13 protein-coding genes are annotated in these 11998 nt (G+C 62.2%); 9 read left to right on the top strand and 4 right to left on the bottom strand.

What is annotated here, in order from left to right; translation table 11 throughout:
• Positions 1 to 8: 8 nt before the first annotated feature.
• Positions 9 to 1601, bottom strand: a complete 1593-nt coding sequence (locus HD592_RS10350; RefSeq protein ID WP_184453899.1) for a lysine--tRNA ligase — start codon at positions 1599 to 1601, stop codon at positions 9 to 11.
• Positions 1602 to 1800: 199 nt separating this feature from the next.
• Between HD592_RS10350 and HD592_RS10355 the strand changes: the two genes are divergently transcribed.
• The 3 genes from HD592_RS10355 (at position 1801) to HD592_RS10365 (ending at position 4846) form a co-directional block, all read left to right on the top strand.
• Complete coding sequence (locus HD592_RS10355; RefSeq protein ID WP_184453901.1) at positions 1801 to 2853, top strand: toll/interleukin-1 receptor domain-containing protein; 1053 nt, start codon at positions 1801 to 1803, stop codon at positions 2851 to 2853.
• Positions 2854 to 3044: 191 nt separating this feature from the next.
• Positions 3045 to 4208 (top strand): hypothetical protein, encoded by a 1164-nt coding sequence (locus tag HD592_RS10360; protein WP_184453903.1) that lies wholly within the window; start codon positions 3045 to 3047, stop codon positions 4206 to 4208.
• On the top strand, positions 4205 to 4846 hold the full coding sequence (locus tag HD592_RS10365; RefSeq protein WP_184453905.1) for a toll/interleukin-1 receptor domain-containing protein: 642 nt from the start codon (positions 4205 to 4207) through the stop codon (positions 4844 to 4846). The genes HD592_RS10360 and HD592_RS10365 overlap by 4 nt, the downstream gene beginning before the upstream one ends.
• A 297-nt stretch (positions 4847 to 5143) precedes the next feature.
• On the opposite strand, the gene HD592_RS10370 is transcribed toward HD592_RS10365, so the two are convergent.
• Positions 5144 to 5356 (bottom strand): hypothetical protein, encoded by a 213-nt coding sequence (locus HD592_RS10370; protein WP_184453907.1) that lies wholly within the window; start codon positions 5354 to 5356, stop codon positions 5144 to 5146.
• A gap of 784 nt (positions 5357 to 6140) precedes the next feature.
• Here HD592_RS10370 and HD592_RS10375 point away from each other — a divergent pair.
• The 6 genes from HD592_RS10375 to HD592_RS10400 are packed head-to-tail and all read left to right on the top strand — an operon-like array spanning position 6141 to position 9955.
• Positions 6141 to 6443 carry an SAV_915 family protein gene (locus HD592_RS10375; protein ID WP_184453909.1) on the top strand — a complete coding sequence of 101 codons (303 nt, stop codon included), beginning with the start codon at positions 6141 to 6143 and terminating at the stop codon, positions 6441 to 6443.
• The gene (locus HD592_RS10380) at positions 6440 to 6727 is read left to right on the top strand and encodes a hypothetical protein (RefSeq protein WP_184453911.1); all 288 of its coding nucleotides are present in this window, start codon (positions 6440 to 6442) and stop codon (positions 6725 to 6727) included. Before HD592_RS10375 ends, HD592_RS10380 begins: the two co-directional genes overlap by 4 nt.
• Before the next feature lie 2 nt (positions 6728 to 6729).
• Positions 6730 to 7851 carry a WXG100 family type VII secretion target gene (locus tag HD592_RS10385; protein ID WP_184453913.1) on the top strand — a complete coding sequence of 374 codons (1122 nt, stop codon included), beginning with the start codon at positions 6730 to 6732 and terminating at the stop codon, positions 7849 to 7851.
• Positions 7802 to 8599, top strand: a complete 798-nt coding sequence (locus HD592_RS10390; protein WP_184453915.1) for a hypothetical protein — start codon at positions 7802 to 7804, stop codon at positions 8597 to 8599. The genes HD592_RS10385 and HD592_RS10390 overlap by 50 nt, the downstream gene beginning before the upstream one ends.
• Before the next feature lie 7 nt (positions 8600 to 8606).
• Positions 8607 to 9173 carry a hypothetical protein gene (locus HD592_RS10395; RefSeq protein WP_184453917.1) on the top strand — a complete coding sequence of 189 codons (567 nt, stop codon included), beginning with the start codon at positions 8607 to 8609 and terminating at the stop codon, positions 9171 to 9173.
• A gap of 50 nt (positions 9174 to 9223) precedes the next feature.
• Entirely contained in the window at positions 9224 to 9955 is a 732-nt protein-coding gene (locus tag HD592_RS10400) for a hypothetical protein (protein WP_184453919.1), read from the top strand.
• Between the two features lie 564 nt (positions 9956 to 10519).
• Here the strand turns inward: HD592_RS10400 and panD are convergent.
• Together panD and panC are read right to left on the bottom strand one after the other, a co-directional pair.
• Positions 10520 to 10948 (bottom strand): aspartate 1-decarboxylase, encoded by a 429-nt coding sequence (panD, locus tag HD592_RS10405; protein WP_184454647.1) that lies wholly within the window; start codon positions 10946 to 10948, stop codon positions 10520 to 10522.
• 4 nt (positions 10949 to 10952) lie between these two features.
• Positions 10953 to 11876, bottom strand: coding sequence for a pantoate--beta-alanine ligase (gene panC / locus HD592_RS10410; protein ID WP_184453921.1), 924 nt, complete (start codon positions 11874 to 11876; stop codon positions 10953 to 10955).
• Positions 11877 to 11998: the final 122 nt, after the last annotated feature.

Here is an 11998-nt window from a genome sequence, read left to right on the forward strand (position 1 = left end):
TCAGACCCTCAGAGCTTCTTCACGAGGGGGAAGGTGATCGTCTCTCGAATGCCCTGACCGGTCAGGGCCATGAGCAAACGGTCCAGCCCCATGCCCATGCCTCCGGCCGGGGGCATGCCGTACTCCATCGCCATGAGGAAGTCCTCATCGAGGACCATCGCCTCCGGGTCGCCGTTCGCAGCCGCCAGCGCCTGGGCCTCGAAGCGCTCGCGCTGGATCACCGGATCGACGAGTTCGGAATACGCCGTCGCCAGCTCGAAACCGCGGACGTACAGATCCCACTTCTCGACCAGGCCCTTCTTCGTGCGGTGCCCGCGAGTCAGCGGCGACGAGTCCTCCGGATAGTCGCGCACGAAGGTTGGCTCCCACAGCTTGTCGCCGACGGCGGCCTCGAAGATCACCTCGGCGACCTTGCCCGGCCCCCAGTGATCGGCGACGTCCTCGCCGAGCTCCTCGGCGATCTTCACGAGCTCGTCGAGCGGCGTGTCCACGGTGAACTCGCGTCCGAGCGCCTCTGCGGTCGCCTCGAACATCGAGATCTCCTTCCACGACCCCGACAGGTCGTAGACGGAGCCATCGGCCAGGGTGACGACCTCCGTGCCCAGCGCGTCACGCGCGGCCTTCTGGATGAACTCGCGCGTCCGGCGGGCCATCGTGTCGTAGGAGCCGTAGGCCTCGTAGGCCTCGAGCATCGTGAACTCGGGGCTGTGCGACGAGTCCGCCCCCTCATTGCGGAAGTTCCGGTTGATCTCGAAGACCCTGTCGACGCCGCCGACGACTGCGCGCTTGAGGAAGAGCTCGGGCGCGATCCGCAGGTAGAGCTCGGTGTCGTAGGCGTTCATGTGCGTCGAGAAGGGCCTAGCAGCAGCACCGCCGTGAAGGTTCTGCAGCATCGGCGTCTCGATCTCGATGAAGCCCGCCTCATCGAAGTAGCTGCGCAGCGACTTCACGACATTCGCGCGCATCCGCACCATGTCGCGCGCCGCGGGCCTCACGATCATGTCGAGGTAGCGACGGCGCACCCGCATGTCCTCCGACAGGGACATCTCGGTTCCGTCCTCGGCCGTGTAGGTCTTGGGCAGGGGCCGCAGCGACTTCGCCGCGATCCGCCAGGCGGGCACGGCCTCGCCCTCGGCAATACCGGGGGTGAAGAGACCGGCGGTCGCGACGCCCGGGCACGCCATGATCGACAGCTCACCGCGCCGCGAGGAGATCACGCGGCCGTGAACGAAAAGATGATCGCCGAGGTCGACATCCGCCTTGTACTGGGCGAGCGACTCGGCGCCGACCTCCGCCGCGGACAGCATCACCTGGATGCGGTTGCCCGCACCGTCCTGGAGCGTCGCGAAGCACAGCTTGCCGCCATTGCGCGCCAGCATGACGCGACCGGCGATCCCGACCTCGTCGCTCGTCTCCTCACCCGTCTCGAGGTGCGCGTACTTCTCACGCACCTCGGCGATGCTCGAAGTGATCGCGAGGACAACCGGATAGGCCTCGCCCCCGTCATCGAGGAGGCGCTCGCGCTTATCCTTGCGGACCCGCACCTGCTCGGGGGCGTCGTTCTCTTCGGGGGTTGCGGTAATCGTGTTCTCATTGGTCACATGAGGAGTCTACCTGGGCCGCAGCACCCAAGATTCGGACGCTCGGCCGCCGGTCGAACATCCCTACGATGCCCGCCGTCCGAGGACTTCGCTGATAGAGCTTCACCCGAAGGGAGCGCACCTCGCGCGGGCTCGCCGCACGCCCGCCGTGGAGCGGTGGCAGCACCTCGAACCAAGGCGTAGCGAGTATCGTTCAGGCATGGAGAGCTTGGCGAACACCGTCTTCGGCCGCGAAGCCGATCTTCGCGTTCACTCGACGATCCTCGACATCATCATCCTGTGGCATCCCGATGACGAGATCGGAGGAGCGGTCTGCAACGCGCTCATGGACCACTACCATTCCGATCGCTTCTCGGGTTTCGCCGGCAGCGCGATCGAAGTGTTCGGCCACTCCCTGCCCTTCCCCGGTGAGAGAGAGCAGCCGGCTCCCATCATCACCCGTCAAGGGACGGTCGGAAGCGATGCGGGCAGCCTCTTCGAAGACCCGGCACCGTATACGGTCATTCTCCCGGTGATCGGCGAGAATCTCATCCGCGAAACCGGTGAAGAGGACTCGAACTGGTCCACATATCTCGACTCCCTCCTCGAGCTGCGCACAACGGTCGACAAGGAGGCGGACCCCTCTGTCCTCATCCTCCCGCTCTTTCCCGAACAGTCCCTTGACTACTCGAACAACCCCCGCATCGGACGCCTCCTGGAACGACAGGGCTTGTCGATCACGAGCGTCAGCTCGGCCGAGGTACCAGCCGCGCCCTCGTCGCTCGACGTGGGCGCGCTGGCCCGCGACCTCGGTCAGGCCATCATCCAGACACTTCTCAACTCCTCGAAGGACGAGAGGCTGACGATTTTCATTTCCCACGCAAGAGCGGACATCCCCCGCACGGAATCCGGAGCCCCATCCTCGAGCGGCGTCCTGGAGCTCACGAAGACGGTCATCCAGAAGACGCACCTCGCGGACTTCGTCGACGCCCAGGATATTCAGCCAGGAGATGATTGGGACGCAAAGATCCGTCAGAAAGCCGGGAGCGGGGCGCTGCTCATGGTCCGGACCGACCACTACTCGATCAGGGAATGGACGCAATGGGAGGTTCTCAGCGCGAAGCGAGCACAGGTTCCGATCGTCTGTCTGAGCGCACTCGAGAACGGAGAAGAACGCGGCTCATTCCTTCTCGACCACGTTCCGACGATTCCTTTCGTTTCAAGGAAGGAGAGGCGGAAGGACCCTCTGAGGACTCGATCACCCGCGCATTGAACCGCCTGGTCGATGAGGCGCTGAAACATCAACTGTGGAAGCACCAAGCGCTCCCGCGCGAGGTCGCCGACCGTCATTCCAGGGCTCTCGATGCCGAGGACGAACAGCGCTCTCATGATGCGACAGCCACTACGGGCGGCTTCAATGACGATTTCTTTGACGCTGCACCACCGGCCCCACCAGAACCGCTCATGCTCACCGAGTTCCTCAAGGAACATAAGGAGCGTTTTCCCAAGGACACGGCCTTCTGGCTCCTCCACCCCGATCCGCCGCTCTTGCCTCCTGAGCACGCGATCATGACTGATCTGTGCGCGCTGTCCGGATACGACCGCGACAAGGTCCACCTGCTGACCCCTCGAACCTACTTCGCGGGTGGAGGCTCCCTCCATGGAGCCGCGCCGCACCTCTCGAGCGGCAACATCATGGTCGATCGTCCGCTGGCGGGCGTAACACTCGGCGTGTCGATGGCCGCGTCGGAGGATTGCGAGGCGCTGGGACTGCGCACGAAGCACCTCAGCCTCGTCATCGCCGAGGTCGCCCAAGTGATGCTCCTCGCCGGCGGCAGAATCACCTACGCGGGCGCACTCGGCACACATGATCCGGACTTGACCGCCTCGGTGGTCGACACCATCAACCGGTACGTCGAGGCCGCGAAGCTCGAGCAGCACCGGAGGTACGGTGCAAACACTCCTGCCGACCAGGGAATTCATCCGGGAAGGATGTTCCTCCTGACGCCTCCCTGCACGGTCTTGACGAGCAAGGAGGCGATCGCCGAGCTTCGTGCCGTTTCTACTCGGAGCTGTTCGACCGGCGAAATCAGGGTTCTCACCGAGGACGGAAATGACATCCGCCTCAGTGAGGCTCTCCCGTGGTCCGAGCGCAGTGCGGCGGACACCGCGAAGGCCTTGAGAGCGATCCGTCGGGCGCTCCCTCATCACTGCGACGCACGGCTCATCATCGGCGGGAAGACGCGCGCGAAGTCTTCGAGGCATCCCGATGGATACTCGGGCGCACTCCCCGGGATCGTCGAAGAGGCTTTATACACCGTTCGAGCTGGTCAACCGTTGTATGTCGCCGGCGGCTTCGGAGGGGCGGCAGCCGTGCTCGCGCAGGAGCTGGGGCTTGCCGACAAGCTTCCGATCAATGCGGAGACGCGCGAGGCCTTCATCGCCCACTCTCCCGCGAGAGACACCGTCGAGGAAATCCTTCAGCTCTTTGATCGAGATTCGACCGGACTCGGAGCCGAGGACCTTCGAGCACTCGCCTCGACACGCCGACCGTGCGATGTGGCCGGGCTTGTCATCAAGGGCATGACGAAACGCAGGGCGTTCGAAGGAGCCAAAGAGGACCGATGAGCCGAATCAAGATCTTCCTCAGCTACGTCGAGGATGAGGCCGGGCGCGATGCAGCCTCTTCGCTCCGCGATGAGCTTGAAAAACGCTACATCGAAGCGATCATGGCCCCCGAACGGATCCCCGCCGGTGAGGACTGGGCGCAATGGATCAAGGACTTCCTGGAGGAGTCGTCGGCGCTGGTCGTCGTCGGGACGACGGGCGTGTCGGCAAGCGCGTGGTGTCAGCAGGAGATCGGTTGGGCCCTGGGGCGCCACGTCCCCGTCTTGTGGGTGAGCTACGATCCCGCGGAGCCTCCCTGCGGCTTTCTCGCTTTCAAGCAGGTCCTCAACGCCAAGTCTTCGACTCCGGCACGCACTGCCAAGGAAACGACGAATTGGCTGATCCGCCGGGAGAAGATAAGGCCATTGCTCGCGGACTCGTGGATTGAAGCACTCGGGAGCTCGAACTCATTCAACACCTCCGAAAGGACCGCCCGTCTGCTCGCTCGGCTTGGGACGGTGAGCCCTGAGCAATGGGAACGGATCAAGGTGGCGGGCCGTCGGAACGACCAAGTCCGCCGTGCCCATTACAGCGGCCCCGGGGATTGGCAGCCGCTCCTCACCTGGCTGGAGAAGGAACTCGAGGTCGTGTCGGCCTGAAGCGACCGGCACCGTTCGGCGGTGGTACCAAGGCAACGAATCCGTGAGGAAAGCTGTTCCTCCTTCTTGAAGGGCATGACAGAAGAATGACAGTCTTGTCGCGCAACGATTGCACGATGCAGGGGAGCCTCTCATGTCCGTGAATCTCTTCCCATCCCGGTCCCGATTGAATAGCTCTCTCGTCGAAAATTTCTGCAAGCGACTCGAGCCCCGCTTGCAGACTCAGAAGCACCACGAGTTCTTCCTCTGGTGGGATCACCATCTCCTCACCGGCGAAGACGCCGACACCGAGATCACTCAGCGCCTCGCGCCGGAGGACTTCAGACCGAGATCCTCCGCGCGGGCAGGCTCCCCGGGTACGGCCTCATTGGCCATCTCCGCAAGCGAAGTGCTCGGTCCGACGATTGCCTCCTGCCGGATCCAGGCGTTGACGAGGAACACCGAGTCGTCGCCGGGTACGACGTCCCTGGCCTCGTCCATCGGGCGCGCGAAGACAGAGGGCCATGGCACATCCCGGCCTCGATCCTCGGCCTTCCTGAATTTGAGAGGGTTGCACGATCGAACTCGGCGTCGCTGATCGTGTCGAGCCTGCGCAGGAGAGGATCGGGCGGGAGCGCGCGCTTGAGCGAAACGCGGGCATTCACCATCTCCGTAGCGCCTGGATCGAGGAGGAAGACCGTCGTCTGCCCGGCGTACTCGCTCGTGATGTCATCGAGGATCTTGCGCCACCCGTCGGCTTTGACCGTGCCACCAGTGCCGCACGCAACGATGAGGCCGCGGTGCTTCGAGTCCTCGAGATGACCTGCGTCCGGATCATCGTTCTGTGCGTCACGCGCTGCCGGGGCGCGGACCGCAGGCTCTCGCCCTGCATCTGGTCCGCTCGACGCTGGAACAGATTCTGTCGCGATGTCGTATGCCGCTCCTCGCAGACGTGGATCGGGCCGCCTCGCTGGCGGCACACAGATCCGATCCCCTGCGCTGCGAGAAGAACGGCCGGACGGCCCGGTCCATGCGGGTAGGCTCAAGTTCGGGCGCATCCCCGACGGCGAGGACCTGTGCAGGTTTCTTGTATTCAGCCAAGCTCTCGGAGAGTCGGTGAAACACCGGCGCACCGGCCTGAGCGGGCCCACTGCCCCCACGTTGAGAACCGCAGTAACCCTGCCGCCACTCTGGCGCGACAGAAGAACTCACCGGCCTGGGCTCGGGGTATGTGACGCCGAACGCGTCTTGCTTGGGCGAGGGTGTCGTAGCTGTTTGCTTGTGTGCCGCCGGGATTCGCGAGTAGGCTGAACGGGTGGCGGTCTCTTCCGGGAATAGTCGACTGATCCCGCCCTTCGTGTATGTGCCTGTTGTGATGGCGCAGGTGGTTGAGCGTCTTGATGGTGGTTACATGCCGCGTGTCGCGGTCTTTGAGGGCGGGCGGAAGGCGCTGCTCGCATACAGTGCGCTGGATCGCCTTATTGACGGGTTGGGGGAGGATCAGGAGTGGGTCGTCATTCGGACAGAGGCGATTGGTGGCCTCTTGACCAAGTGGGGTGCTGATACTGCGGCGCTCGATCTGGTCGTGCCGCCGGAGCGACGAAAGATTCTGCCATGAATGAAACTGAGTTCAGGCTCTCTTCGGGGTATCTGCTGGAAGTCGCGAAACGGTACTCGAATGCTCAAGAACAGATCGACGCTGCGGCGGAAGCTGTTCCGCTCACGGTGGATGTGGGTGATGTCGCTGAGATGGTTGATTCGCTCACCTCCCGGATCGTGGACCTCGCCAAGAAGCTCACGACGGTTTGCGAATTGATGAACGACTCACTGCGTGAGGTCGTCAAGAGTGTAGAGCTTGATGATCAGGGCATTGCAAATGCTCTCAAGAGAGTTGATGTCTGAAAATGAGCGTAGAGGAACAAGGATTCATCGACACTTCTATTACAGGGGATCCGCAAGCGATTCGAGATGCGGCTTCGAGGCTTGAGACTCTCGCCTCGGCTGTCAACGATCTGCTTCTCGAGGAGACCGGCCTGATGACTGTCCCGCTCGACGTCTGGATGGGTGCCACGGCGACCGCCTACGAGAATGTGCGGATGGATGTGGAGAATGCGACTCGGGAACTCGATACCGCGATCGAGGACGCTGCCGAGGTCCTAAGGGCCTTCGCCGCTCAGATCGAGTACCGCCGTGAGGACATGCAGGATTTGATGGCTCACGCAGCGTTTGAGGGGTTCTCGATCGAGGTCGAGAAGATCCTAGCGCCGGATCCTTTACCAGAGGAACCCGCTGCAAGCGTGAATGATCCTCTAGACGTGCAGATCGTCGCGGCGCAGGCGTATGAAGATCTTGTGCGGCGTTGGAATGAATATCCGCTCCTGGCAGCGAAGAGGGACGACATCGTCAGTCGGTATCAGAGTTGGATCACCAGGAACTTCGGTGAGGTTTCGGATACGTGTTTTGGGAGCATGCTCGTTGAGAAGGTCTTCACGAATCTGAAGGAAACACTCGATCAACCGCAACAGCTGATCCCTGACGCCGTCACGCAAGCGTTGGACCACCGGGTGTCCGTTGTAGAAGACGCGGTTACCGCTCGTGAAACGGCGAAGATCAAGGCTCGCGCTGGAAATCCGCAGAAGGTGGTGTCGGCACCGGAACTGGAGGCGGCACTCGAACGATCCACCACATTGAAAAAAGCCGCCGGGCTCGCCCGGGGCGCGAGCGAGTTCGCGACTTTTGCCGGCGCAGCCTTCGTCGCATGGGACGTGGCCACCACAGAGGAATCACCCTCCGCACATTTGATCGGTGGAGCACTTGGCCTCGTCGCGGGAGCCGCAGCAGGCTCTGCAACTGGTCTTGCGCTCGAAGGCAATGTCTTCGCCGCACTCGGAGCAGGAGCGGTAGTCGCTTCTGCAGCGAATGCGTCCGGTACGAATGCCTATGAGCAAATGATGCCCCTTGAATGGAGGGATTGGTTTGACGAATCTCTCCGCGATCAGAGGGAGGCCATCGGCTTTGCGTGGTAATCGTTCAGCTCGCTCCCTAGACCGTGCATCATATGCCATCAGCTCACTCCTGTTAGTCGCCTATTTTTCTTGGACGATCATCGTCCTGCGCGAAACTCCAAAGACCACAGTTAATGAGTTCCTGTACCGCGCACTCTTCTTTTCCCTGTTCCTCACCGGTTCTTTTGCAGGGGTCTTTGCCATTCCTGCGCGCATTTTCATAATGAGGAGGAGTTCTTTCACCGGGGAGGCATGGCGCTTTCGAGGGGATCGACTGGCCCACTGTTTCAGCATTCTGCAGCGAATCGTCGCATTGTTGACATTTCCCGCCTACGGACTTATCTTCTTCCGCGTCTTCAAATTAGGGGAAGAGATACCTGGTCGACTAATGTTCATGATCTTGCTGTATTCAGTTTACGTGATAATAGTTGAGCACCCATTCAAGTCTTGGCTGATTTTCGAGGACCCCGTCGTGGAACTCAGCCCAGAAGGGATTGTGGTTCGTCCCATGTGGGGTGAGGGCTTCTCTGCTTCATGGATAGACACAGTCTGTTTTGAGGGTCTTGCACCTCCCGTCTCGGCACTCCTCACGTCCCGCGGTGGCCGCTCGGTACAAACGCGGCGAGTCATCATGGAAGCTGGGGCAATGAGTTTCTCGCAGTTGGAGAACGTCATCGAGCACTTCTCTCAACACCCTGAGGATCGTTCGCTTCTCGGCAGTGAGAAGGGCAAGAACCTACTCACCTCACTGGTGAAGGTTCCATGGTGAGAATGCCATGGAGGAAGCAGAACCATTGGCCGACGAAAATGGGACCATCACTCGCTATCAGAGTTGGATCACCAGGAATCTCGCTGACCTCTCGCAGGTGCTCGACAACCGGGTGTTGGCTGTCGAAGACGCGGTTACCGCTCGTGAAACGGCGAAGATCAAGGCTCGCGCTGGAAATCCGCAGAAGGCGGTGTCGGCACCGGAACTGGAGGCGGCACTCGAACGATCCACCACATTGAAGAAAGCCGCCGGGCTCGCCCGGGGCGCGAGCGAGTTCGCGACTTTTGCCGGCGCAGCCTTCGTCGCATGGGACGTGGCCACCACAGAGGAATCACCCTCCGCACGCCTTGCTGGCGGCATCGGCGGGATTGGCTCTGGTGCGGTGAGTGGAACCTTGAGCGTTCCTTTGGCTGCTGCAATTCCAGGGTTACCAATTGCAATTGGCGTCGCAGCGGGAGTTGCCGGCGATGCGGCTACACGAACTACATACGAATATGCGACGCCCTTGGAGTGGCGCGATTGGTTTGATGAAGGAATCCGTGATGCCCGTGAGTGTGTTGGGTTCGCCTGGTGATTTGGACCGAAATGCGAGGTAGAGAGCGGAGATCTTATGATCTGCGAGCCGTGGAACGCGGCTCGATGATTGCTGGATTTGCGCTTTTCCTTTTCTCCTACCTTGCGGCGATTGTAATCCTTAGGCAGCGGGACTCGATTGCTATCGGCACCCTTCTGCTCATGTCCTGCATGATCTCATCGATCGCAGCAGTGAGTCTGAGCGCGATCAGTATTCTTCTCACACGAATCGGCGTGAAGAATCGCCTCGAATACGATGGCTACGGCTGGAGAATTCAAGGAAATAGGTTCGTTCACTTCTTGTCACTAGCGCAACGAGTGTCGATGCTTTCCTTTCTTCCGATCTGTCTTGTCGTTCTCTATCGATGGGTCAGTTTCGGAGAGGCAGCTTCATTCCGATGGCTGATTGCGTGCGCAGTTCTTTGTACATACACCGTGATATTAGAGCATCCGTTTATGGAGTGGCGAGTTATAGAGCCGCCGATCGTGATTCTGGACCCGGATGGTATCGAGGTTCGTCCGTTGTACGGCGAACCGGTGAGATGGGAATGGTGCGACGGTCCGGTAGTTTCTGGCTTTGTGTCCATTAGGGGGCTTTCTGTCGTGAAGACTGCGCCTCATGCATCAGGGGTCGATTCGGTGATCATGGAGGCGGGCGCGATGACCCCCTCTCAGCTGGAAGCACTCATCATCCACTTCTCTCAACACCCTGAGGATCGTTCGCTTCTCGGCAGCCAGAAGGGCAAGAACCTACTCACCTCACTGATGAAGGTTCCATGGTGAGGAATCAGTGATTCTCCAAGCACCTATCACGTCTCGTAAATGATCGGTAGCCGTATTCGGGGGACGTCCGATCCCTTCCTGCAACCGCCTACCACGACATTGGGAGAGCCGGTACTTGACCGTTGCATCCGTGGAATGCGTCGAATAATGCGTTCACCCGATACGCCTGAACGAGTTCCGCACAGGTGAGGGGCATATGCGCCACCGGCCGTCAATGCTGGCGAGGTGTCCCCAATACCCGGCACGACCTGGCGACAAGGGTCGGCGCTTCGGCCAGCACCGGTGCGGAGTTCCACGGTACGAGTATCACGTGTTCTCCGAGTCCACATACTCGCGAATGACGAGGGCGAACGCCTCGAGACGACGTACTGACATCCATCTGTACACCCCTGGAACGACTCGATGAGCGATTATAAAGGCTGCGTGAGAGGTACTGCACGGACGATGATCCGCAAGACGGCGTCGCGATGCTCTCAGCTCGTGAGAGTGTGCTGCATGCGGGACTTCATGAAGGAAGAGGATACTGGCGTCGGTCCGAGGGCGCGCTCAGCGAGGAACCTGGTCTCAGCCCCTCACGCCGGAGGACTTCAGACCGAGCTCCTTCGCGCGGGCCGACTCCTCGGGCACGGCCCCCGCATCGTCGCCCGCCTCGACCAGGCGGTTCTCCTCATCGACGAAGGCGACCGCGGGCTTCCAGCCGCGGACCCTCGACTCGGGCACCTGGCAGTAGGCCATGATGATGACGAGATCCCCGACGCTCACGAGGTGCGCGGCGGCCCCGTTCAACTGCACGACCCCCGATCCCCTCCGCCCGGCGATCGTGTACGTCGTCAGGCGATTGCCGTTGTCGATGTCGGCGATATCGACCTGCTGGCCGGGAACGATGTCAGCGGCGTCGAGGAGGTCCTCATCGATCGTGACCGAACCGACGTAATGCAGGTCGGCGCCGGTCACTTTCGCGCGGTGGATCTTGCCCTGGATCATCGGGCGCATGACCTCACTCACCGGCGCGCTCCTTCAGGACCAGGGCCGTGTTGTCGATGAGGCGCGTCGTCCCCACCCGCGCGGCGACGAGCAGCCTCGCCGGGCGCCCGCCACCGGCCGCGCCCGTCACTCGGGCATGGTCCTCCTCGGCGCCGAGGGCGACGCCGGCAGTCGCGGCGAGAACCGTGAAAGTCCCCTCGTCCACCAGCGCCACGTAATCGATGTCGATGCCGCCGGCGTCCTCGAGCACCTCGACGACCGCCGCCACGGCCTCGTCGGCCGAGGCCCCCTTCGCTCCAGCCTCGGCCCCGGCGCGCAGGCCGGCCGAAAGAGAGCGCGCCCGGATCCGCTCCTCCTCGGAGAGGTAACGATTGCGGCTCGAGAGCGCGACACCGTCCTCATCGCGGACGATCGGCACGCCCTCGACCTTGACGGGCACGTCGAGCTGGGCGAACACGTGACGGAGCACCGCGAGCTGCTGGGCGTCCTTCTCGCCGAAGAAGGCCACATCCGGGCGCACCAGGCCCATGACTTTCGTGCAGATGAGCGCGACGCCGGCGAAGTGGGTCGGACGGGAAGCGCCTTCGAGGACCTTGGCGATCGGACCCGGATCGATCGACACGTCGATCGGCTCCGGATAGGCGTCCTCGGGCGCGGGCGCCCAGACGAGGTCGGCGCCGACCGTGGCCAGCGCGTCCATATCCGCCTCGAGGGTGCGCGGATAGGCGTCGAAGTCCTCGCCGGGGGCGAACTGGGTCGGATTGACGAAGATCGTGACGACGACGTGGTCGCCCGCCTCCTTCGCGCGCTTGACGAGCTCGAGGTGCCCGGCGTGAAGGGCGCCCATCGTCATGACGAGCGCACGACGGCCGCGCAGGGCGGCGAGGGCGCGGGCGAGTTCGTCTCTGGTGCGGGTGAGGACGGGTCTTTGCGTCATACCCCCATTGTGCTGCCCTTCGCCGCGCAATCCCACTCCGGAGAGAGTTCCCTCGGCCACTTCCGCATCCCCTCGCCGACGAAAGGTGATGACCTCGCCGACGAAAGGTGATGACCTCGGCG

Source organism: Schaalia hyovaginalis (assembly GCF_014208035.1).
Taxonomy (GTDB): domain Bacteria; phylum Actinomycetota; class Actinomycetes; order Actinomycetales; family Actinomycetaceae; genus Pauljensenia; species Pauljensenia hyovaginalis.

What these genes read in the sequence shown, in the direction of transcription:
- HD592_RS10355 (WP_184453901.1), top strand. Translation starts at nt 1,801, where the DNA reads ATGGAGAGCTTGGCGAACACCGTCTTCGGCCGCGAAGCCGATCTTCGC.
- HD592_RS10360 (WP_184453903.1), top strand. Translation starts at nt 3,045, where the DNA reads ATGCTCACCGAGTTCCTCAAGGAACATAAGGAGCGTTTTCCCAAGGAC.
- HD592_RS10365 (WP_184453905.1), top strand. Translation starts at nt 4,205, where the DNA reads ATGAGCCGAATCAAGATCTTCCTCAGCTACGTCGAGGATGAGGCCGGG.
- HD592_RS10380 (WP_184453911.1), top strand. Translation starts at nt 6,440, where the DNA reads ATGAATGAAACTGAGTTCAGGCTCTCTTCGGGGTATCTGCTGGAAGTC.
- HD592_RS10385 (WP_184453913.1), top strand. Translation starts at nt 6,730, where the DNA reads ATGAGCGTAGAGGAACAAGGATTCATCGACACTTCTATTACAGGGGAT.
- HD592_RS10395 (WP_184453917.1), top strand. Translation starts at nt 8,607, where the DNA reads ATGGAGGAAGCAGAACCATTGGCCGACGAAAATGGGACCATCACTCGC.
- panD (WP_184454647.1), bottom strand. Translation starts at nt 10,948, where the DNA reads ATGCGCCCGATGATCCAGGGCAAGATCCACCGCGCGAAAGTGACCGGC.
- panC (WP_184453921.1), bottom strand. Translation starts at nt 11,876, where the DNA reads ATGACGCAAAGACCCGTCCTCACCCGCACCAGAGACGAACTCGCCCGC.